Origin of the sequence: Synechococcus sp. GEYO (assembly GCF_900473955.1) — a bacterium.
Classification (GTDB): domain Bacteria; phylum Cyanobacteriota; class Cyanobacteriia; order PCC-6307; family Cyanobiaceae; genus Synechococcus_C.
Window position 1 is genome coordinate 80,281 of record NZ_UCNL01000006.1, and the last position, 21,958, is coordinate 102,238.

Annotated in this window: 22 protein-coding genes; 12 read left to right on the forward strand and 10 right to left on the reverse strand. The window is 58.9% G+C overall.

Translation table 11 applies throughout. The annotated features are described in order from the left end of the window. Positions 1-179 precede the first annotated feature (179 nt). From DXY37_RS04520 to DXY37_RS04530, 3 genes are read right to left on the reverse strand one after another with little or no spacing between them, the layout of a single operon-like run. Positions 180-560: a DUF1818 family protein gene (locus DXY37_RS04520; protein WP_115125566.1), complete on the reverse strand. Its 381-nt coding sequence runs from the start codon at positions 558-560 to the stop codon at positions 180-182. After that, positions 557-784, reverse strand: a complete 228-nt coding sequence (locus tag DXY37_RS04525) for a DNA-directed RNA polymerase subunit omega (RefSeq protein ID WP_067095871.1) — start codon at positions 782-784, stop codon at positions 557-559. The genes DXY37_RS04520 and DXY37_RS04525 overlap by 4 nt, the downstream gene beginning before the upstream one ends. Positions 785-809: 25 nt before the next feature. After that, on the reverse strand, positions 810-1,094 hold the full coding sequence (locus DXY37_RS04530) for a hypothetical protein (RefSeq protein ID WP_067095869.1): 285 nt from the start codon (positions 1,092-1,094) through the stop codon (positions 810-812). A 39-nt stretch (positions 1,095-1,133) separates the two neighbouring features. Here DXY37_RS04530 and DXY37_RS04535 point away from each other — a divergent pair, with 39 nt between their 5' ends. Together DXY37_RS04535 and DXY37_RS04540 are read left to right on the forward strand one after the other, a co-directional pair. Continuing rightward, complete coding sequence (locus tag DXY37_RS04535; protein ID WP_115125567.1) at positions 1,134-2,777, forward strand: Hsp70 family protein; 1,644 nt, start codon at positions 1,134-1,136, stop codon at positions 2,775-2,777. Positions 2,778-2,850: 73 nt separating this feature from the next. Continuing rightward, complete coding sequence (locus DXY37_RS04540; protein ID WP_115125568.1) at positions 2,851-3,696, forward strand: hypothetical protein; 846 nt, start codon at positions 2,851-2,853, stop codon at positions 3,694-3,696. A 22-nt stretch (positions 3,697-3,718) separates the two neighbouring features. Here the strand turns inward: DXY37_RS04540 and pyrR are convergent, their stop codons facing one another. Next, positions 3,719-4,279 carry a bifunctional pyr operon transcriptional regulator/uracil phosphoribosyltransferase PyrR gene (gene pyrR / locus DXY37_RS04545; RefSeq protein WP_115125569.1) on the reverse strand — a complete coding sequence of 187 codons (561 nt, stop codon included), beginning with the start codon at positions 4,277-4,279 and terminating at the stop codon, positions 3,719-3,721. 149 nt (positions 4,280-4,428) lie between these two features. Here pyrR and gpmI point away from each other — a divergent pair, with 149 nt between their 5' ends. Together gpmI and secG are read left to right on the forward strand one after the other, a co-directional pair. Next, entirely contained in the window at positions 4,429-6,060 is a 1,632-nt protein-coding gene (gpmI, locus tag DXY37_RS04550) for a 2,3-bisphosphoglycerate-independent phosphoglycerate mutase (protein WP_115125570.1), read from the forward strand. A gap of 24 nt (positions 6,061-6,084) precedes the next feature. Next, positions 6,085-6,315 (forward strand): preprotein translocase subunit SecG, encoded by a 231-nt coding sequence (gene secG / locus DXY37_RS04555; protein WP_067095859.1) that lies wholly within the window; start codon positions 6,085-6,087, stop codon positions 6,313-6,315. A 41-nt stretch (positions 6,316-6,356) separates the two neighbouring features. Here secG and DXY37_RS04560 read toward each other — a convergent pair whose 3' ends face one another. The 3 genes from DXY37_RS04560 to groES form a co-directional block, all read right to left on the reverse strand. Next, positions 6,357-7,706 (reverse strand): ammonium transporter, encoded by a 1,350-nt coding sequence (locus DXY37_RS04560; protein ID WP_115125571.1) that lies wholly within the window; start codon positions 7,704-7,706, stop codon positions 6,357-6,359. Positions 7,707-7,924: 218 nt separating this feature from the next. Beyond that, the gene (gene groL / locus DXY37_RS04565; protein WP_115125572.1) at positions 7,925-9,559 is read right to left on the reverse strand and encodes a chaperonin GroEL; all 1,635 of its coding nucleotides are present in this window, start codon (positions 9,557-9,559) and stop codon (positions 7,925-7,927) included. 74 nt (positions 9,560-9,633) lie between these two features. Continuing rightward, entirely contained in the window at positions 9,634-9,945 is a 312-nt protein-coding gene (groES, locus tag DXY37_RS04570; protein ID WP_066911278.1) for a co-chaperone GroES, read from the reverse strand. A 220-nt stretch (positions 9,946-10,165) separates the two neighbouring features. Between groES and atpD the strand changes: the two genes are divergently transcribed. Both atpD and atpC read left to right on the forward strand, forming a co-directional pair. Further along, positions 10,166-11,629, forward strand: coding sequence for a F0F1 ATP synthase subunit beta (gene atpD, locus DXY37_RS04575; protein WP_067095848.1), 1,464 nt, complete (start codon positions 10,166-10,168; stop codon positions 11,627-11,629). A 78-nt stretch (positions 11,630-11,707) separates the two neighbouring features. Continuing rightward, the gene (gene atpC / locus DXY37_RS04580; protein ID WP_115125573.1) at positions 11,708-12,112 is read left to right on the forward strand and encodes an ATP synthase F1 subunit epsilon; all 405 of its coding nucleotides are present in this window, start codon (positions 11,708-11,710) and stop codon (positions 12,110-12,112) included. Positions 12,113-12,239: 127 nt separating this feature from the next. Here the strand turns inward: atpC and DXY37_RS04585 are convergent, their stop codons facing one another. Next, positions 12,240-12,914, reverse strand: a complete 675-nt coding sequence (locus DXY37_RS04585; RefSeq protein WP_244276868.1) for a M23 family metallopeptidase — start codon at positions 12,912-12,914, stop codon at positions 12,240-12,242. Between the two features lie 414 nt (positions 12,915-13,328). Further along, positions 13,329-13,850 carry a 30S ribosomal protein PSRP-3 gene (locus DXY37_RS04600; RefSeq protein WP_115125577.1) on the reverse strand — a complete coding sequence of 174 codons (522 nt, stop codon included), beginning with the start codon at positions 13,848-13,850 and terminating at the stop codon, positions 13,329-13,331. A gap of 113 nt (positions 13,851-13,963) precedes the next feature. On the opposite strand from DXY37_RS04600, the gene DXY37_RS04605 reads away from it, so the two are divergent. After that, positions 13,964-14,716, forward strand: coding sequence for a TIGR01548 family HAD-type hydrolase (locus DXY37_RS04605; RefSeq protein WP_244276872.1), 753 nt, complete (start codon positions 13,964-13,966; stop codon positions 14,714-14,716). Positions 14,717-14,729: 13 nt separating this feature from the next. On the opposite strand, the gene DXY37_RS04610 is transcribed toward DXY37_RS04605, so the two are convergent. After that, positions 14,730-16,082 (reverse strand): aminopeptidase P N-terminal domain-containing protein, encoded by a 1,353-nt coding sequence (locus tag DXY37_RS04610; protein WP_115125641.1) that lies wholly within the window; start codon positions 16,080-16,082, stop codon positions 14,730-14,732. A gap of 53 nt (positions 16,083-16,135) precedes the next feature. On the opposite strand from DXY37_RS04610, the gene DXY37_RS04615 reads away from it, so the two are divergent. The 5 genes from DXY37_RS04615 to ald are packed head-to-tail and all read left to right on the forward strand — an operon-like array spanning position 16,136 to position 21,958. Next, positions 16,136-17,149, forward strand: a complete 1,014-nt coding sequence (locus tag DXY37_RS04615; protein ID WP_115125579.1) for a CNNM domain-containing protein — start codon at positions 16,136-16,138, stop codon at positions 17,147-17,149. Beyond that, positions 17,146-18,456, forward strand: a complete 1,311-nt coding sequence (locus tag DXY37_RS04620) for a GTP-binding protein (protein WP_115125580.1) — start codon at positions 17,146-17,148, stop codon at positions 18,454-18,456. The genes DXY37_RS04615 and DXY37_RS04620 overlap by 4 nt, the downstream gene beginning before the upstream one ends. A gap of 2 nt (positions 18,457-18,458) precedes the next feature. Continuing rightward, positions 18,459-19,049 carry a nicotinate-nucleotide adenylyltransferase gene (locus tag DXY37_RS04625; RefSeq protein WP_115125642.1) on the forward strand — a complete coding sequence of 197 codons (591 nt, stop codon included), beginning with the start codon at positions 18,459-18,461 and terminating at the stop codon, positions 19,047-19,049. A 6-nt stretch (positions 19,050-19,055) separates the two neighbouring features. Beyond that, the gene (locus tag DXY37_RS04630; protein WP_115125643.1) at positions 19,056-20,789 is read left to right on the forward strand and encodes an NAD+ synthase; all 1,734 of its coding nucleotides are present in this window, start codon (positions 19,056-19,058) and stop codon (positions 20,787-20,789) included. Between the two features lie 29 nt (positions 20,790-20,818). Then, complete coding sequence (gene ald / locus DXY37_RS04635; RefSeq protein ID WP_115125581.1) at positions 20,819-21,958, forward strand: alanine dehydrogenase; 1,140 nt, start codon at positions 20,819-20,821, stop codon at positions 21,956-21,958.

Sequence of the window (21,958 nt, forward strand, 5' to 3'; positions counted from 1 at the left end):
CCTTACCTAGCTGCGAAAGAGCCATCGGCGTGATTCGTCAACCAAAACCGCCCCCCTGAATCCGGTTTTCCACAGACGTCGGCCATACCAACCCAAACGCTCTGAAGCCTGTGGAAAACACCCCTTCCAGCGTGGGAAAGACCGGGGGAAAATCAATGAAGATTCATTGATTAGCTACTCTAATCTTTACTGCTGTCCCACACCGTTCTCATCGCCTCGGCAATGGCCTGCGCAGCAGGGTCAGGCCAGCAGACCTCGAGGCCACGAGCCTGAACACCATCACCGCGGCAGATACCGCGAAGCGACCAGCGCGAACGATCACCTTCAAGGCAAGCCCACCAACTGCCACGCTCCAATTCCACGCTGATGGATTCCTCCGCCATGAGCTGATCGCAAATGGAGCGATGTTGATCTGTCAGATCAGCGATCAGTGAAGCCAGCTCGCAGGCCTCACTCTCCGTGAGTTCGAGAGCCCAGTTTTCTCCACCAATGAGGACGGAAAACACTGAGCGGGAGGGGTCCCTGGACAATCTCCAGCCTGGGCCCTCCTGTTGAATCATCCAGGAAGGAGATCAGGCTGATCCTGTTCGTCACTCAGCTCAACGATGGCGCGTTGCACAGGCTTCACACTGGACTCTTCAAGCAGACCATCGAAATCGTCGAAGCGACGCTGCTTGGCACGGAAGGCAATCCGAACAGTGGTCAGATAACGATTGCTGGACTGACGGATCAGGCTTTCACCGCGCTTAGCGAGATCCTGATGATCGACTCCGGCAGAGAGCATGCCAACAACACAAGAATCCTGAATCTTAAGTGAGCAGATCGCTGTGGAAAGGAACATGCATGGGATAGCTGCGTTGCGGACGCCCTGGAACCCTAAGAACGATTTGGCGACCCAGCCCCATCGCTGCCAGAGGTCGACGTAAATAACTGAGTAGTGCGCTCACCTCCTCGAGGTGCTGCGCATCTACACACTCGATGCGGATGCTGCCCCAGCTGCGTGACATCCTGCAGTCTCGAAGCGGTTCGAGCTCAGCCTCGATCTGCGGATCCTCCCGATAAAAGGAAAACACCAGCCGTCTTAAGCGATCCATCGTTGATCCCCGTAGCCTCGACCTGACTCCAACCTGCCCATAGCGGTGGTTCAGCCCCTCGCTGCCGAACAAAACCTTCAGGTTTCCGACGCGTCTTACAACGTCGGCACCTTGGCGATCGACCTAGGAAGCACCACCACGGTGGTGGCGTTTCAGTCTGCTGAGCGGTCTGAAATAGATCTGCTCGATCTACCTGCCATTACCCGTGAGACAGGAGCGATCCCATCGCTGATCTGGGCGGAGGATGCGGTCTCGGGTCCTGCACTGGTCGGGCTAGAGGTGCTGGAAAACGGCCTGCATGAACGCGATGCCCCTCAGCTCCACCGCGACTTCAAGCGTTGGATCGGCATGGCATCAGATCCGCAGAGTGCCGAGAGACGGCTCAGCCCGGAACAGGCTGGCGCGCGGCTTCTGACTGAAATCTGGAAGCGGATGCCCCCTGAACTCAGCATCGAACGCCTGGTGCTGACAGCCCCTGTGGATCAGAGCTCTGGCTATCGCGACTGGCTTCTCAAAGCCTGCGAACCGATGCAGGTTGCAGAGATCGCCCTGGTGGATGAGCCAACGGCAGCTGCACTCGGCGCTGGCCTGGAAGCTGGATCCAAGCTTTTAGTGGTCGATCTCGGTGGAGGAACTCTGGATCTTTCCCTGGTCGCTCTGGAGGGAGGTGAAGGTCGTGCTGCCCCAGTGGCCCAGCTGCTTCGCTTCCGCGGCCAGAACCTCACCAACAGCCGTCAGACACTTCGTCAGGCCAAAGTGCTCGGCAAAGCCGGCATCGACCTAGGTGGCAGGGATCTTGATCGCTGGATTCTCGACGAACTCTGTCCAGAGGGCCTGCCGGAGGAAGGCAATGGTCTGATGGCTCTGCTAAATGCAGCGGAACGCCTCAAATGTCGCCTTAGCGATCCCAATATCCCCAATCGGGAGAGCCTCACAGAATCAGCCAATAGCCCTGATCTTGACGCGCCGAGCAAGCTCTCGATGGATCGACACAAGTTCAGTCGACTGCTCCAGGAGCGAGGGCTGTTTGACGCCCTCGAAGGACTGCTTAACAAGACCTTGCGTGATGCAGAACTCAACGGCTGTCCTGCCGAAAATCTCGATGGTGTCGTGGTGGTCGGAGGGGGCGCCCATCTTCCCCAGCTGCGCGATTGGCTCACCGAGAAGCTTGCGCCCACACCACTGCTGACACCGCCACCAATGGAGGCGGTGGCCTGCGGCGCTCTGAGCCTCACTCCAGGAGTTCGCATGCAGGACCTGCTGCAGCGGGGAATCTCACTGCGCTGCTGGAACCAACGCAGCAACACCCATCACTGGCATCCACTGTTCCTACCGGGTCAGCCCTGGCCCTCCAGCAAGCCGTTGGAATTGATCTTGAGCGCCAGTGGTCCTGACCAGCAATCACTTGAGCTGGTGCTTGGAGAATCCAGGGGAGAAACGAGACATGAAGTGGTGATGATCAATGGACTACCCAAGGTCATTGAAAAAACCGATGGATGGGATGACATCACAAGGCGGCCAGACACCGCCTGTGAGCTCCCCCTGGACCCTCCTGGACAGCCTGGAGAAGATTGCTTGAAACTTCGTTTCCATCTCAATGATCAGGCGGAACTGATCCTGGAGGGAGAGGATCTGCGGACCGGAGAAAGCCTGGACCCGAGACCACTCGGGACCGTGCGGTGATCGTGCCGTCCACAAGAACGTGTGTGTTGGCGACAACATTTATAGAAAGGAGTTTGTCGTTCCCTGACCACCCTTGGAGCTGCGTCGCCATCTCCCAAGGTTTTGGCTGATCGCCACACTGGGCGGTGTCGCAGCCCTTTGTGGTTATGCGTACTGGTGGGAACAGCAGTTACCGGGTCGCCTTCGTGAAGCAGCTTCACGGGAAGATCTTGAGGCCTGCCTGCGCTATGGCGAACAGCTGGCAGCACTGCGATGGCTGGACCGAGAAGCACCCAGTGAGCAGGCGGTCTGCCGTCGCCGCCAGGCTGAACTTGCCTGGAAAGGAGGCGACAGCAGTCAAGCACTCACCCTGCAGTCACAGCTTGTTAATTCGAATGTGGGCAGCGAAGAGCAGCGACGCAAAGATCAATCCAGATTGCTCGTGTGGCGGCAGACCCTGCGTGAGCGGGCATTGGATCAGTTCCGAGCAGGAGATCTCAGACTGGCCCTCATCACCCTCCAGCCTCTGGAACAAAAGGGCCAGAGGCCGGGAACACAGCTGAGCGACAGCCTGCGCGAGACCTGGAACCGCAACCAAGTCGATCACGAGCGGCTGAGGGAGAAAGTGCAACGACAGCAGTGGTGGGAAGCACTGAGCGTGTTGAATCAACTGGACCACCCCTGGTGGCAGGACCATGCCCTACCTCTTCGCAGACAGGTGGAGGAAGCCATCCAGAATCTGCGCGATCGGCAGGAACATCACAGCCATGGGGCTCTACCGGCTCACACGGTGGATCCTGAACGTCTGAATACAGCTGTCGAAGAGCGGCTGTCCAGCGGCATGGATCCGTGGAGTGCCTTCGTTGCCGGGTGTGCTGATCTGGGCGGCGTTCTTGTTGAGGAAGGACCAGAGAGCCTCTGTAAAGCGAAGAGACGATGAAGACCGTGAGCAGGGAGGAAATTCAGTTCTCCGCCTGAACACTCCTCAGAAAAACGCCTTCTTCCCCATCAATATTCAGCAGCCTGAGCTCGATGGTTTCGGTCCGCCGCGTGGGAACGGATCGACCGCAGAAATCAGGCTGAATCGGCAGCTCCCGATGGCCGCGGTCCACCATCACCAGCAGCATCACCCTGCGGGGCCGTCCCCAGGCCTGGATCGCTTCCAGCGCAGCACGCACGGTTCGGCCGGTGAAAATCACGTCATCAATCAACAACACATCACGACCTTCGACACTCACCGGCAGCTCAGTCGCCTGCACAGGCCTCATGGCCACTCGCTCGAGATCATCGCGATGGAAGGTCGGATCGAGGGTGCCCTGGGCAATCGCCTGACCGCTCTGCTCTTGAAGGAATCGCGCCAGCACTGCTGACAACTGAACGCCACGGGTGGGAATTCCCAACAGCAACAACTGCTCGACCTCTCCCACGCATTCAAGAACCTGGGAAGCCAGGCGCGACAGAGTTCTGCCGACGTCCTCGGCTGAAAGGATCTCGATCCGCTCACTGTTCCCAGACGTCACCATGACCGATGCAGTGAGATAGACGACTGTATGTCGGTTATCACCTGTCAGATCCGCAAAAGCTGACCATCGTCAGCACAGGAGTTCACCGGGGGCGGGATCCGGGGGTAACTTATGAATCTAGAGAAGACCTTAAGAACGGATAGAGCTGAGTGAACGTTGCCGATCGCCATACAGGACGACCAAGCAGGGAGCGATCCATTGCTCCCGTTGTTCTGGCGATCCTGGACGGGTGGGGCGAACGCAGCGACACTGACCACAACGCCATCCGAGCTGCCAGCACTCCTGTGATGGATGCGCTGCGTCATGCCTATCCCCAGACACTGATCCAGGCGAGCGGCTCCCATGTGGGATTGCCTGATGGACAAATGGGTAATTCCGAAGTCGGGCACCTCACAATCGGCGCGGGCAGGATCATCCGCCAGGAACTCGTGCGGATCGGCGACACGGTTCGCGACAACCAGTTGCGTGCTGTTCCGAAACTGCGTGAACTGGCCGAACGCCTGCGTGCAAGCAACGGCACGCTTCACCTGCTGGGCCTCTGCTCGGACGGTGGTGTGCACAGCCATGTGGATCACCTCTGTGGACTCCTGCGATGGGCAGCCGACGAAGGCCTGAAACATGTGGCGATCCATGCGATCACCGACGGACGTGACACCCCCACTCAGAGTGCTCCGGCTTATCTGAAACAAGTCGAGGAGGCCATCCAGGCCAGTGGAGTGGGTGAAGTCGCCAGCCTCTGCGGTCGCTACTGGGCCATGGACCGCGACCGCCGCTGGGAACGCACAGCCCGCGCGCATGAACTGCTCACCTCTCCTGACGTTCCGGTGAGCCAGATGTCAGCCGCTGAGGCGCTGCAGGCCAGTTACGACAGCGGCATCACCGATGAGTTCGTGGAACCCACGCGTCTACAGGCAACCCATCTCAACGATGGCGATGCCTTACTGATGTTCAACTTCAGACCTGATAGAGCTCGTCAGATCATTCAGTGCCTGGCCAGAACGGATTTCTCTGATTTTGAGCGCCCCCATCAGCCTCGGCTGGATGTGGTCACGTTCACGCAGTACGAGGCTGGCCTCCCCGTGGAGGTGGCATTCCCACCCGAGTCCCTGGATGACCTGCTGGGCCAGGTGGTGGCATCACGCGGACTGCGCCAATACAGAACAGCAGAGACCGAAAAATACCCCCACGTCACCTACTTCATGAATGGTGGTGTTGAGCAGCCTCTCGAGGGGGAAGACCGCCATCTGGTGCCCTCTCCGCGGGTAGCAACCTATGACCAGGCCCCTGCAATGAACGCTGAAACACTCACCGTGAGCTGCATTGAAGCCATCGAGAAGGGGATCTATTCCCTGGTGGTGATCAATTACGCCAATCCAGACATGGTGGGACACACCGGCGTGATGGAAGCCGCAACTGAGGCGATTCAAACGGTTGACCATTGCATCGGACGGTTGCTCGATGCCGTGGGACGCATGGGAGGAACGATGATCATCACTGCAGACCATGGCAACGCCGAGCGAATGCAAGGCGATGACGGTCAAGCCTGGACGGCCCACACCACCAATCCTGTGCCATTGATCCTCGTGGAGGGAGAACGCAGAAAACTGCGCGGCATGGGCAATGCAATCCGCCTGCGGGATAACGGCGGGCTGGCCGACATCGCACCCACCCTTCTGCAGCTGCTCGATCTCGAGAAACCCGATGCCATGACCGGCAGCACCCTGATCGAACCAATCGAGACACCTGTGCCCTCCACCGCTCGCCTGCCACAACCGGTCTGATCGGCTCGGACATAAGATCTGCCCATGATTACTACCGTTCTTTCCTGGATCTGGATCGGCAGCGGCCTTTTGCTGATCCTGTTTGTGCTGCTGCACAGCCCCAAGGGTGATGGCATGGGTGGGCTCGCCGCCAGTGGTAGTACGTCGTTTACCAGTGCCAGCAGCGCTGAAGCGACTCTCAACCGCATCACCTGGACCACCCTGGCCATCTTTCTGACGCTGGCTGTGATCCTGAGTGCCGGCTGGCTGAACTAAATCAGCCGGGCCGACAACAACAGGTCCAAGCGGATCGCGACTTAATGAAATTGGGGAGAACCAATCCTTTCCGGATAGGCCTCTTCACCGTGCTCACGGACATCAACGCCAAGGTTTTCAGACTCTTCCGTCACTCGGAACGGAAGGCCAAGACCTCTTAAGACTGCTGCGATCAGCAGCGTCCCAAGGGCCGCCAACCCATAGGCCACAAGCACAACCTGAAACTGATCAACAATCAAGCCAACTCTGCCCTTCTCAGCAAAAACCTGCGCTGCGGGGTGAGTGGCGATCAGCTCAGTACTAGCGAAGACACCGGTCAGAATCGCGCCGACTGTGCCACCGACACCGTGGACGGCAAAGGTGTCGAGGGAATCATCAAAACGCAGCGAAACCTTGAGCTGCACAGAGCAATAACAAAGCAGACCAGTGATCGCACCGATCGCCATCCCAGCAGCTGGCGTCACAAACCCAGCCGCAGGGGTGATGCCCACCAGACCGGCCACAGCCCCGGTCGCCATACCGACAGCAGTGGGCTTGCCATCACGCCATGTCTCGATCAATGACCAAGCGACCAAGCCAGTTGCTGCAGAGATATGCGTCGTAGTGAAGGGGAGTTCCGCACCACTGACACTCAGCTGACTGCCGCCGTTGAAACCGAACCAGCCAAACCAGAGCAGACCAGTGCCGAGCAAGATCTGAGTCACATCGTGAGGTGGGCGCACCGAATTGGGCCACTGCTTGCGCCAGCCAACAAGGCCAGCAAGCAAGAGAGCAGAAACACCAGAGCTGATATGCACCACCGTGCCTCCAGCGAAATCAAGGTCTTTCCCAAGGCAACCACCTCCCCAGACCATATGGGCAAGAGGGGCATACACCACCAGGAGCCAAACAGGGGTGAAGACGCACCAGAAGCGAAAACTGATCCTCTCCACCAAGGCCCCTGAAATTAGAGCCGGAGTGATGATCGCGAACATGCCCTGAAAGAGAGCGAAGCTGAGGCCAGGTATCGCCAGGCCAGGCCAAATGTCAGGGACGTTCTCCAACATGGCGAAGGAGAAGGGATTACCAATGACGGCATTCAGAGCTCCGCCGTCGGAGAAGGCAAGACTGAATCCGAAGCTGACCCACACCAGCGTGGCGATGCCCATCATCACGAAGCTCATCGCCATCGTGTTGAGCACATTGCGAGCCTGAACGAATCCTCCGTAGAAAAACGCCAATCCAGGAGTCATCAGCAGCACAAGTGCCGCCGAGGTGAGGATCAGAGTGTTGTCGGCAGCCGAAAGTGAGGCATCACCTGCGTAAGCAGGCAGCAGGGCAGAACTCAGCAGCTGAAATGCTGGAACCACCAGAAGGGCGATCAAAAATCGCCTCAGACGAGGCTGAAACACGTGTTTTCAGTAACCCTCGATACCATTTCAGACCCTCTGCGCCAAAAACTGTTCACTGCGAACATTTTGAGGAGCAGAGGATTGGAGGCGTCCAGAACCGAGACGTCGACAAAAGCGCCACGGGCCGCCTGAATTCAATCCCGAGCTAACAACAAAAAAGCCCCGCAATAGCGGGGCCTAACAAGCCGCCGAGGCGGCTTTGATCGAGAAGCTGCGACTCAGTAGTCGAAATCGCCACCGCCCATGCCGCCACCGGCTGGTGCGGCGTCTTTTTTCTCGGGCATGTCTGCAACGATGCATTCGGTGGTCAGCACCATGCCTGCGATTGACGCAGCGTTCTGGAGACCGGAACGCGTCACCTTGGCGGGATCGACAATGCCGGCAGCCAGCATGTCGACATAGTCACCGTTGGCCGCGTTGTAGCCATCGTTGAAGTTCTTGGCCTTCACGTTTTCAGCCACAACAGCACCGTTGACGCCTGCGTTCTCAGCGATGCGCATCAGTGGTGCAGTCAGAGCTGCAGCCACAATGTTGGCTCCGATCAGCTCCTCTCCCTCCAGGCTGGACGATGCCCACTGCTCGAGTGTGGGAGCCAGGTGAGCCAGGGTGGTGCCACCTCCAGGAACGATGCCTTCTTCAACAGCAGCCTTGGTCGCGTTGATGGCATCCTCAAGCCGAAGCTTCTTGTCCTTCATCTCGGTTTCGGTGGCAGCACCCACCTTCACCACGGCAACACCACCGGCGAGCTTGGCAAGTCGCTCCTGAAGTTTCTCCTTGTCGTACGTGGACTCGGTTTCGTCCATCTGCTTACGGATCTGCTCACAACGCGCTTTCACGGCAACATCATTGCCTTCGGCCACGATCGTGGTGGTGTCCTTGTTGATGGTCACGCGACGCGCAGTGCCAAGCATCTCGATCTTGGCGTTCTCAAGCTTCAGACCGGCGTCTTCGGTGATCAATTGACCATTGGTCAGCACAGCCATGTCTTCCAGCATGGCTTTGCGTCGGTCACCAAAACCTGGAGCCTTCACCGCAGCCACGTTCAGGACACCGCGCAGACGGTTCACCACCAAAGTGGCAAGAGCTTCCTTCTCAATGTCCTCAGCGATGATCAGTAGAGGCTTGCCAGTGCGAGCAATCTGCTCGAGCACGGGCACGAGATCCTGCACGAGGCCGATCTTTTTGTCGGTGAGCAAAATGTAGGGCTCGTCCAGGACGGCTTCCATTCGCTCAGTGTCGGTGGCGAAATAGGGAGAGATGTACCCCTTGTCAAAGCGCATTCCCTCGGTGACCTCCAGCTCAGTGGTCATCGACTTGCCCTCTTCCAGGGAAATCACGCCCTCCTTGCCAACTTTGTCCATGGCGTCGGCGATCATCCGACCCACTTCCTCGTCGTTACCAGCGGAAATGGTGCCCACCTGGGCGATGGCATTGCTATCGGCAATCGGCTTGGCGTTTTCTTTGATCTTTTCGACCAGAAAATCCGATGCTTTGTCGATGCCCTTTTTCAGGGTGATGGCATTGGCTCCGGCAGCAACGTTGCGCAGGCCAGCCTTGACCATGGCATGGGCAAGAACGGTCGCAGTGGTGGTGCCGTCACCGGCTGCGTCGTTAGTCTTGGATGCAGCCTGACGAATCAGAGCAACACCAGTGTTCTCGATGTGGTCTTCGAGTTCGATCTCTTTGGCGATGGTGACGCCGTCATTGATGATCTGGGGAGCACCGAACTTCTTTTCAAGAACAACGTTGCGACCTTTGGGCCCGAGAGTCACAGCAACGGACTCGGCCAGGATGTCAATGCCCTTTTCAAGAGCGCGGCGAGCGTTCTCGTTGTAAATGATGCGCTTGGCCATGGGGGCGGAAATGGATGGAAAGGAATAGATGGTGACTACCGACCTGTCTCAGGCGTGTGGCAGTCAGGAGCCGGTCAGTTGACGATGGCGAGAATGTCCTTCTCGGAAAGGAGCACGAACTCATCGCTTCCGAGCTTGATGTCGGTGCCTGCGTACTTGCTGTAGAGGACCTTGTCGCCGACGCCCACTTCAGGAGACTGGCGGGAACCGTCGTCGTTGCGCTTACCAGGGCCAACTTGAACAACTTCGCCCACTTGAGGCTTTTCCTTCGCGGTGTCGGGGAGCAGGATGCCGCCGGAGGTTTTCTCCTCGGATTCTGAAACCTTGACGAAAACGCGATCGCCGAGGGGCTTAACAGTGGAGACGCTGAGAGAAACAGCTGCCATGGGTTCTTGCAGGAGCAGGGACAGTGCGCCGAAGCGCCGATGCGACTCGAGCTGGCACTCAAGGTCGTCGAGTGCCAACCTATGTCCGGGTTCTGCACTTCGGCCACGGGACAAGCGTGCGGGTGACCGAACCACTCCCCCCCTCTCTCGCGACGGTGGTATCGTTGCCCCGCTCAGGAAGGGATTGCTCTAGACGCTTCCCTCTCACACCCCCTTACTTATGGCCGCTGCTGCTCCCGCCTCCGCCGGTACCAAGGGCGTTGTCCGCCAGGTGATTGGCCCGGTTCTGGACGTGGAATTTCCCGCCGGCAAGCTGCCCAAAATTCTCAACGCTCTCCGCATCGAAGGCACCAATACCGCCGGGCAGGCGGTTGCTCTGACCGCTGAAGTCCAACAATTGTTGGGCGATCACCGTGTTCGCGCCGTTTCCATGAGTGCCACCGACGGACTTGTCCGTGGCATGGAGGCCCTCGATACCGGTGCACCGATTTCAGTGCCTGTCGGCGAAGGAACCCTTGGCCGCATCTTCAATGTTCTCGGCGAGCCTGTCGATGAACAGGGGCCGGTTAAATCCAATACGACAGCTCCGATCCACCGTTCAGCTCCCAAACTGACTGAACTGGAAACGAAGCCCAAGGTCTTTGAGACCGGCATCAAGGTGATTGACCTCCTGGCTCCCTATCGCCAGGGCGGAAAAGTGGGTCTTTTCGGTGGTGCCGGCGTCGGCAAAACCGTGCTGATCCAGGAACTGATCAACAACATCGCCAAGGAACACGGTGGTGTTTCCGTGTTCGGCGGTGTGGGTGAGCGCACTCGTGAGGGCAATGACCTTTACGAGGAATTCAAGGATTCAGGCGTGATCAACGCCGATGACCTCTCCAAGTCCAAGGTGGCGCTCTGCTACGGGCAGATGAACGAGCCTCCCGGTGCTCGCATGCGTGTGGGCCTCTCGGCTCTGACGATGGCCGAGCATTTCCGTGACGTGAACAAGCAGGACGTGCTGCTGTTCATTGACAACATCTTCCGTTTCGTTCAGGCCGGTTCGGAGGTGTCCGCACTGCTCGGACGAATGCCTTCCGCTGTTGGATACCAGCCAACGCTCGGCACCGACGTAGGCGAACTTCAGGAGCGAATCACCTCCACTCTGGAAGGTTCCATTACCTCGATCCAGGCGGTTTACGTCCCTGCGGATGACCTGACTGACCCAGCTCCCGCGACCACCTTCGCTCACCTGGACGCCACCACGGTGCTGAACCGTGGCCTCGCGTCCAAGGGCATTTATCCCGCTGTGGACCCGCTCGACTCCACCAGCACCATGCTTCAGCCTGCTGTTGTGGGAGACGAGCACTACCGCACAGCTCGCAGCGTGCAATCCACTCTTCAGCGCTACAAGGAGCTCCAGGACATCATCGCGATTCTCGGTCTCGACGAACTCTCCGAGGACGATCGCCGCACCGTTGACCGTGCTCGCAAGATCGAGAAATTCCTCTCTCAGCCTTTCTTTGTGGCTGAGATCTTCACCGGCATGTCCGGCAAGTACGTGAAGCTCGAGGAAACCATCAGTGGTTTCAACCAGATTCTTGCTGGTGAACTGGATCACCTCCCTGAACAGGCTTTCTACCTCGTTGGCAACATCGACGAAGTCAAGGCCAAGGCTGCAAAGATGGCCGAAGAAGCCAAGTGATGGCATCTGGGGCATGAGATTCATGCCCCAGTCCCTTTCATTTTGAGCCCAAGCTTTTAACCCAAACACTCCATATCCATGTCCCTCACCCTCCGCGTGCTGGCACCAGACCAGAGCGTGTTCGATGGCTCTGCTGATGAGGTCATTCTCCCCAGCACCACTGGGCAGCTGGGCATTCTTCCCGGCCACGTTTCGCTCCTGGCAGCGCTTGATGTGGGCGTTTTGCGTGTCCGTGCGGACGGCGGTTGGAAATCCATCGCGCTGATGGGTGGGTTTGCGGAAGTGGAAGCGGATGATGTCACTGTGTTGGTGAACTCCGCTGAACTGGGAAGCTCGATTGATGGCAGTTCTGCTGAAAGCGAACTGCAGGCTGCACTTAGCGCAGTCAGCAAATTGGAAGGCCAGCCAACCTCGCCTGAAAAAGTGAAGGCCCAACAGAGCCTGAACCGCGCAAGAGCCCGCGCCCAGGCAGCAATCAATTAGAGTTGATAATCGATGCATTGCCTTGAGGGATCACTCTCAAGGCAGAGACTGATTTACGAGATCAAATGTTTGATCTCGTAAATTAATGCTGTTCAAGTTTGAGATTCACCAGCAATCAGCAAAAGGCTTACACCTTTTGATTAATAAGGATTCCTTTCAGGAATGATGCTGGATTCAGCGCGATATTTTCAGGCGATCTGATCTCAAAATGAAGATGGGGACCTGTACTACGGCCTGTGTTTCCCATCCTTGCAATCAAATCACCCCGACTGACAGTCTCACCGACTCGAACAAGAGCTTCATTGCAATGCGCATAACGCGTCTTGTAGCCATCGGGGTGCTTAATTTCAAGCATCAATCCATAAGCACCGAGATAATCCACGAAGACAACCTCTCCACGCCTTGCAGCAAAAATGGACGTTCCAACGTGATTAGCGATATCGATACCTGAATGATGCCGCGACCAGCGCGGCCCAAAGCCCGAAGTGAAAACACCTGAAGCGGGCAGAGAATAGGCCTTAAGCGACAACTCATTCAGGTAGTCGGCGAAGGATGCAAACGAACAGACTTCAGCAAAAGAATCTGGCAACGGGGCAGAAGCGACCTCGACTGCGGCAGACTCATGCAAACAATGCTCCTCAAACAAAGCGGCCATGGATCGCTTGTTCAGCAGTGGCGAATTCAACAGTGGCGAATGAACCTGAAAAATATTTTTCCCACTCCTGACATGAAGGACTGACTTCTCAGATTCCTGAATCTTGAATGGAGCGAGTCTATTCAAAATATCAACACTGGATGTCACCGCAAACGTTGCAGAGGACAGCCCAAGCGCGAATAAAGAAAAGAAGGAAATCAACCCATTAAAAATATTCCGCGAGACTGTAACAGACTATTGCGGAGACCTGACGGTCAAATTCGACGCAATTGGTGATCAATATCACCATCAAAGAATCCAGCAATCATTCTGATGAGTGGCAGCATCAAAACCCACTCATCGAAGACCCAACTTGAAGCAACACACTATTCCAGGCTGCAGGCAACAAGAGCAAAGCATCGCTGCACACAATCAATTCAAATCGGCGCCGAGCAGGCGTTCCAAGTCATCCAGTCATTGAGGCAAAAACTGAATGAAATTGCCCTAAAAAACGATTTCTCGACATAAAAAAGCAGGCAATTGATTGCCTGCTGAACTCAACACAATGCTGATTGAGCTGAATCAAGCGGTACCGCAGAAGGTCACATCGGGGAACTTGAGCTTGGCATCGTCCAGACTCTTGCCCTTGCCCTCTTCCTGCCAGTAATTGATCACTTCAGTGGCTTTGTTCAACACCTCAACACGTTCGTTATCCGTGATCCAAGACTTGCCTTCGAGCTCACTTTTGAGAGTTTCCCAGGCGTCTTCACGAGGCCAGAAGAAATAGGCCGTCAAAGGACTGGGCCCGCCACCAACAATTTGATCAACGGCAAGCGCCACGTTGTCGGGCAACCAGAGAATCTTCAGCAGGAAACGCCCCTCATCAGCCTTCGGGGTGTATCCCGATGGCACACCATCAGCATCGATCGTGGCTGATGCCAATGCAGCACTGCCGCCACGCATCACTGGACGACCTTCCTTCGGCTCCTGCTGCTGATCGGCCTCTGCGCTCTTAGGAGTCTCCGTGCTCTGAGGAGCCTGATCAGCTGCTGCTGCCTCGGTAGCGACCTCTTGGTCGACGGCAGCGCCTTCGGAAACCGTCATGGTGTCAGCGCTCAAGAATCAAGGACAAAGAACTAACCTACCAGCCGCCAAAACCCACTCCCCTGGACAGGCACGCATCCACCAGCCAGCTTCTGCTGTTCGATATCGACGGAGTGATCCGTGATGTGTCAGGCAGTTATCGCAGAGCCCTCCAGGCAACCGTTCAGCACTACAGCGGCTGGCTGCCCGCTCCGGCCTGCATTGATGCTCTCAAGGGCGAAGGACGCTGGAACAACGACTGGGATGCAAGCCTCGAGCTGCTGCGCAGGCACGGCACATCACTGCCAGCCAGACACGACCTGATTGATGTCTTCAGCAATTTCTATTTTGGCGGCGATCCCGATGGCGATCCAGGCGCATGGACGGGGTACATCGGCGATGAACCCTTACGGGTGCAACGCGACTTCTTTACCGCGCTGGACCAGAACGGCTGGGGTTGGGGATTCGTGAGTGGCGCGGAACCTCCTTCGGCACGCTTCGTGCTGCAGCAGCGTCTGGAACTGGTCAATCCCCCCCTGATCGCCATGGGCGATGCCCCTGACAAACCTGACCCCACAGGTCTTGTGCAACTCAGCGACAGACTTTTACCCCATCGAAGTGGAGGCGTTATCGCCTACCTGGGTGACACGGTTGCTGATGTTCAGACTGTTCTCAACGCCAGAACCCAACGACCCGATCGGCAGTGGATCAGTCTCGCAGTGTCACCACCACATCTTCTGCCCGGAAGTCAGGAACGAAGCGCTTATGAGCAGCAGCTGATGTCCGCCGGTGCGGATCTGATCCTGCCCAGTACTGAAGCAGCGATTCAATGGTCGAAGGGCAGCAAAGGAGCTGACAGCCAGGGGCACTCAGCGTCCATTCGCTGACGCAGTCCGACCTTTAGCGCTCCATGTCTGCAACCGCCTTGAGAGCTCCGGCAGTGAGTACTTCATGACCACAGGAGACGTCCTCAAGGTCCCTGACCGCGACATCGTCCTCAATGCGGATACCGATCCCCTTCCAGCGCTCGTCAATCGCAGGCTGTCCTTCGGGAACCGCAAGACGGTCACTGATGTAAAGACCAGGCTCCACGGTTAGGACGATGCCTGGTTCCAGCTGCACATGATGCTCGCCGAGCCGATAGGCACCGACGTCGTGAACATCCAGCCCGAGCCAGTGGCCAGTTCGATGCATGTACAGATGCCGGTAGCTTCCCTGCTCGATCAAGCCATCCACCTCTCCCACCAACAGTCCCAGATCCACAAGACCCTGCACCAGAACATGCACAGCCGCGTCATGCACGTCCTCGGCGGTGTGACCGGGTTTGACCCTGGCAATCGCTGCTTCCTGTGCCTCAAGCACCAGGGAATAAAGCTCCCGCTGCTCTCCACTGAAACGGCCGCTCACCGGAAATGTCCGTGTGATGTCGCCGTTGTAGTAGTCGCGGAGGGAGCAGCCGGCGTCAATGAGCAGGAGATCCCCGTCCTGTAGGACTGCACTGTTGTCGATGTAGTGCAGCACGCAGGCGTTGTCACCGCCGGCAACGATCGAGCCGTAGGCGGCTCCACGGGCTCCTAGCTCGAGGAAATGCTGTTCGATCAGAGCCTGAATCTTCCGCTCGGTCATTCCAGGACGCACGGCAGCCCTGGCCAGCTCATGGGCGGAGGCGGAGATCCTGCACGCCTCACGGAGCCGTTCCAGTTCAGCGGGTTGCTTGCGCAAGCGCATCCGATGCAGCAGCGGGCAGGGCGCCAACAGAGCCTGCGCGGCACTGCCGGTGCGTGAAACCCGATCGAGCTGCGCACCCCACGAACGCAACACCAGAGGTTCGATCGATGGATGACTACCAACTCGAAAGGCGATGCCTTCCGCACCATCGAGGTACTGAGGAAGGAGGGCATCGAGCTCCACGCGCGGATGGGAGAGATCAGCTCCGAAGCGCTCCACCGCACCCTCACAACCCCAGCGCCGACCGGTCCAGACCTCAGCAGCCGGCTCGCGGGGATTCACGAAGAGCACAAACCGCTCACCCTCAGGGCGATGTGGCAGGAACAGGGCCACGCCATCGGGCTCATCAAACCCTGTCAGATACCAGAAATCGCTGTTCTGGCGGAACGGCCACTCCGTATCCGCATGGTGGGTGACCAGCGTCGCGGCAGGGATCACTGCGGCGACCCCGCCCAGTTCAGCCAAGAACCGCTCACGCCGATCCGCGAACAGCTGAGCATCAAAAACAGGGGCGAGATCAGCCACGACAGAGACAGGGCACCGGAGAAACGTCAGGATGGCAGTCAAAGCGCCCGAGCATGACCTCCGACCTGCTGATACTTCTCTTGCTGGTGGTAGTGGTGCTGACCGGATCCGCCCTCTGCTCCGGAGTGGAAGCAGCGCTGCTCACCGTGAATCCGGTGCGCGTGCATGAACTTGCAGCCCGGCCGAAACCGGTAGCCGGAGCACGCAGGCTGGCCCAGCTGAGGCTGCGTCTGGGTCGGACTCTGTCGGTGCTGGCAATCACCAATAACGGCTTCAACATCTTCGGAAGCCTGATGCTCGGTGGCTACGCCTCCTGGGTGTTCACGGAAAAGATGGACGCGGGCAATGGAGCTCTGGCTCTGTTCTCGGTCAGCCTCACGGTTCTGGTGATCCTGCTTGGGGAGATCCTGCCCAAAGCGATCGGAAGCCGCCTGGCATTGCCGGTCTCCCTGGCAAGCGCTCCGGTTCTGCATTGGCTGGGCGTGATCATGCGACCACTGGTGCTACTGCTGGAGCGACTGCTTCCGGCGATTACCGAAGAGAGTGAGATCAGCACGGATGAGGAAGAGATCCGGCTGCTGGCAAAACTCGGATCTCAGAAAGGGCAGATCGAGGCCGATGAAGCCGCAATGATCTCCAAGGTCTTCCTGCTCAATGACCTCACTGCGCGTGATCTGATGACACCGCGAGTGGCAGCTCCAACACTGGATGGCGCCTGCAACATCGAGAAATTGCGTGTTGAACTGCTTGAAAACGAAGCGCAGTGGTGGGTGGTCCTGGGTGACGCGGTGGACAAGGTTCTCGGCGTCGCCAACCGTGACCGTTTGCTGAGCGCCCTGGTGCGCAACAAGGGACATCTCACGCCAGCCGATCTCAGTGAGCCGGCTGAGTTCGTTCCCGAAATGATCCGAGCCGACCGCCTGCTGACCGGCTTCCATCGCGACAACAGCGGTGTACGTGTCGTGGTGGATGAATTCGGTGGCTTCGTTGGCGTGATTGGCCCGGAGGCCGTACTGGCCGTTCTGGCCGGCTGGTGGAGAAAGACCTCAGGCGAGGTAGCGCCATGAGGGCCATGGAGGATCGCTGCAGAGATCTGCTGCAGGGTTGGAGAGACAAGCTTGAACTGAATCGGCGCGAACAGGGTCTTCTGGCCGGCGCGCTCCAGCTTCTGGATCGCCAGCTTGAACGCCTGGATCAAAGCAGGCTTCGGATCTCGGTCTTCGGCCGAGTGGGCGTCGGCAAGTCCAGCTTGGTGAATGCCCTGGTCGGTCAGCAGCTGATGGCCACGGATGTGGCCCACGGCTGCACGCGTCAGCAACAGGCCGTGGCTTGGCCAAGAACTGTTCCAGGCCTGCTGAACGTCGAACTGGTCGACACCCCTGGCATCGACGAAGTGGATGGTCCGGCTCGGGCCCGACTGGCGGCCAGGGTGGCGCTGCATGCCGATCTGGTGCTTCTCGTACTGGACGGCGACATCACACGCGTGGAACTTGAGGCCCTGGATACGCTCCAGACCATGGGCAAGCCGGTGTTGACGGTGCTGAACCGCAGCGATTGCTGGCCAGAGGATCAACTGCCGGATCTGCTGCGCAGCATCCACAGCCGACTTCCAGCAGGACTGCCGACTCCACTGGCGGTGTCCGCCGCACCGCGCCGGGCTGTTCAACTGAGCGATGGCCGCATCCGCAGCCGTGAGCAACCGGCCGACGTGGACGCACTGGCGAGCGGTCTCAGCCGTCTGCTGGAACAACACGGTCAGAGCCTGCTGTTGCTCAACAGCCTGAAGCAGGCCACACGCATTCAGCAACAGCTGGAGACAGGCAGATTGCAGCGACGCCGGAGGGAAGCCCAGGGACTGATCGGGCGCTACGCCGCGCTCAAGGCCACCGGCGTTGCTGCCAACCCGCTGCTGCTTTTGGATCTGGCTGGGGGATTCGCCTGTGATGCGGCCCTTGTCCGCCAGCTTTGCTCTCTGTATGGCCTTCCTCTTGGGGGACCAGCGGCCCGCAAATTGATCCGCCAACTGAGTGGACAGAACGCTCTGCTGGGGGGAGCACAGCTGGGGCTCCAGGTCGTCTTGGGCGCGTTGCGCCAGCTGTTACTGCTGGCAGCACCCTTCAGTGCTGGCCTGACACTGGCCCCTGCCGCACCCGTGGCACTGGCCCAGGCGGCACTGGCCGTGCACACGACACGACGCACCGGTCGGATGACGGCACGCTGGCTACTGGAGGAACGGGGCCGAGGGCGCCGACTTCAGCCAGGGCCAGCCACTCTGATGCGACGGCTTGCACAGTCGGATCACGGCATCGTCGAGCTGATGCAGGAGTGGCCCCAGCAGCAGACACGTCCACCGCTGCCCTCGCTGTTGCCCTGACCATGGCGACAACTGCCAGAGCTGAGATTGCACTGCTCGGAACCAGTGCCGACCCTCCGACCGTGGGCCATCAGGCCCTGCTGGAAGGACTGTTAACCCAGTTTGACCGAGTCGCCACATGGGCCAGTGACAACCCGATGAAACGCCATGACGCCGATCTTGGTCAGCGTTTTGACCTGCTGAAAACCCTGGTTGAATCGATCGCCAGCCCCCGGCTTCAACTGGCCCAGGAGCTGAGCAGCCCCTTTGCCGTTACAACACTGAAACGAGCCAGCGAACGTTGGCCTGACCACCGCCTCTGTTTTGTCGTGGGAAGCGATCTCGCTCAACAGATCCCAGCATGGAAAGAGTCTCAGCGCATGTTGCAGCAATGCAATCTCGGCATCGTGCCCCGTGAGGGATGGCCCCTGGAACCGTGCACTTTGGAGACCCTTCACCAGATGGGTGCCTCTGCGCGAGTGCTGCCTCTGGTGATTCCCGCTGCTGCCAGTTCACAGGTGAAACAAAAGCAGAAACGACATCAGGTGCCGGAATGCCTCTGGCCGCTGCTGCTGAAGCACAATCTTTATGGATTCAATGCCACCAACCCTTGAGTGCCGATGCGCGTTGCCCTGGCCCAGATCAATCCTGTTGTGGGCGACCTGCTGGGCAATGCCACCCGCATTCTGCAAGGCCTCGACAGCCTGATCGAGAACACGAGCCGCCAACCGGACCTGCTGGTCACGCCCGAGCTGTCGCTCTGGGGATATCCACCAAGGGATCTTCTCTTCAGCCCCACGCACCTGCAACGGCAACGGGAGGCCCTCGACACGCTCCGCAGTGGCCTGGCCGCCCGTCAGTCGGACATCGCGCTTCTGGTGGGAGTCGCTGATCCAGCAGACGATGCCTTGCATCCTGCTCTGTACAACGCCATCACCCTCGTGCAAGTCGGCGGTGATCAGGTGGTGGCCCGTAAGCAACTTCTGCCCAGTTACGACGTCTTTGACGAAACGCGTTATTTCAGGCCAAGCCATGGAGCTGGACAGATCACACTCCATAACGGAGACCGCGACTGGCGACTGGGGATCACCATCTGCGAAGACCTGTGGGTCGACCAAGAACTACATGGCCGTCGCCTCGTGGGACCAGACCCTGTGGCCGATCTGATCCCCGCGCGGATCGATGCACTCATCAACTGCTCAGCCTCACCCTTTGGCCGCCGAAAGGCTGCCCTGCGGCGTCAGTTGGCCGCACGTGCGGCGCAGCGCCTTGGCTGCCCAGTGGTTTACGTCAATCAGGTTGGAGGTAATGACGAACTGGTGTTCGACGGAGCCAGCTTCGTGATGGGCAGCAACTGCGAGACGCCGCTTTTGCAGCTTCCGGACTGCCGTGAAGCGATACAGATCTGGAATTCCGCAGACAGGGCACCATCGGCAGCCAATCAATCAACCGCGACGCCGCGAATCCAGGCTGAACAGCAGGAGATGGAAGCGCTGTTCCGCACTCTGGTGACTGGAGTGAAGGACTATGCCGGCAAATGTGGCTTCCAGAACGTCCTGCTCGGCCTGAGTGGAGGAATCGACTCAGCGCTGGTGGCGGTGATCGCTGCCGCGGCCCTCGGGTCCGATCAGGTGCAAACTCTGCTGATGCCATCTCCGTGGAGTTCGGAAGCTTCACTCGCAGATGCCTTCAACCTTGCGGATCGACTGGGAATCACTCACACCATCGTTCCGATCGAAACCCTGATGGATGGTTTCCAAACGACATTGACCCCAGCCCTGGAGAGCGTTCCCTCAGGGGTGACAGCCGAAAATCTGCAGTCGCGCATCCGCGGCACTCTTCTGATGGCCATGGCCAATCAGCAGGGACAGCTACTGCTCACCACCGGGAACAAATCGGAGCTCGCAGTGGGCTACTGCACCCTCTATGGCGATATGAACGGCGGCCTGGCCGTGATCGGTGATCTGTACAAATCAACCGTGTTTGCGTTGTGCCAATGGATCGACAGCAGCGAGGCAAGCCTGTGCCGCCAGCAACTGGCACTCCCTGCCGAGGGAGCGCTGATCGGCAGCGCAATCCTCGAGAAACCTCCCAGTGCCGAACTGCGGCCAGATCAGAAAGACAGTGACTCACTCCCCGACTACGACCGTCTTGACCCTTTGCTGATCGACATGATCGAACACCGCCTTAGCGGCCAGCAGCTGATAACTGCTGGCCACGATCCTGCAGAGGTGCAACGGATCGAGAGCCTGTTCAGAAGGGCTGAATTCAAGCGCAGGCAGGCAGCACCGTTGCTGAAGGTGAGTGCCCAGGCCTTCGGCAGTGGCTGGCGGCTGCCGATCGCCGCCGTCTGAGCCACATTGAAGAGACGACTCCGTCCTCCATGGCCCATTCCGTTCTGACGGCCCCGATGGCCAGTATCGGTGTACCCACTGAGATCAAGGCCGATGAACAGCGTGTGGCGCTCACCCCGGATGCGGTCCGCGAACTGGTAACCCACGGCCTTGAGGTGCGGATTCAGAACGGAGCCGGGGCCGGGGCAGGCATTAGTGACGACGCTTTTGCAGCGGCAGGAGCCAGGCTTGTGAACCGCGAGGAAGCCTGGGCGGCTCACCTGGTGGTGAAAGTGAAGGAGCCGCAGCCGGAGGAGTTCAGTCTTCTGCGGGACGACATGGTGCTGTTCACCTACCTGCATCTGGCGGCTTACAGCCAGGTGGGAGAGGCCCTTCTGGATGCCGGCACCACAGGTGTGGCCTACGAAACGGTGCAGTTGGAGAACGGGAGCCTGCCGCTACTGGCCCCGATGAGCGAAATCGCAGGACGACTCGCTGCGCAGGTGGGAGCAAGGCTTCTGGAACGGCCCAATCGCGGCCGCGGCGTCTTGATGGGTGGTTGCACCGGCGTGCGTCCGGCCCGCGTTGTGGTGCTGGGAGCCGGCACGGTGGGCTGGAATGCGGCACGACTCGCTGCAGCGATGGATGCCGAGGTGCTGCTTCTGGATCGCTCCCCCGAGCGGTTACGCAGCCTTGAGGCCGACCGCCGTGGGCGGCTGATCAGCATGGTCAGCAGTCGTGGACTGCTGGAGCGTTTGGTACCGACCGCGGATCTGCTAATCGGTGCGGTGCTGACCCCTGGCGGCCGGGCACCGACTCTGGTGGATGAGGAGATGGTCAAGCAGATGACGCCAGGATCAGCAATCGTCGACGTCGCTGTTGATCAGGGAGGGTGTGTGGCCACGAGCCGTGAAACCACGCACACGGATCCAACGGTGTTCATCCACGACGTACAGCACTATGCCGTTGGCAACATGCCCGGGGCCGTACCCTTCACCTCCACCGAAGCTCTGGTGAGCGTGACCCTGCCCTACATCCTCGGCATCGCAGGCCGAGGCCTCGAGGAGGCCGTCACCGAGCGTCCAGAACTGCTCTCGGGTCTGAACACTGTCAAGGGAGCGGTCTGCCATCCAGGAGTCGCTAAAGCTCTGGGGGTTCCACCGCGCCACCCGATGGCCTGCCTGCGCTGA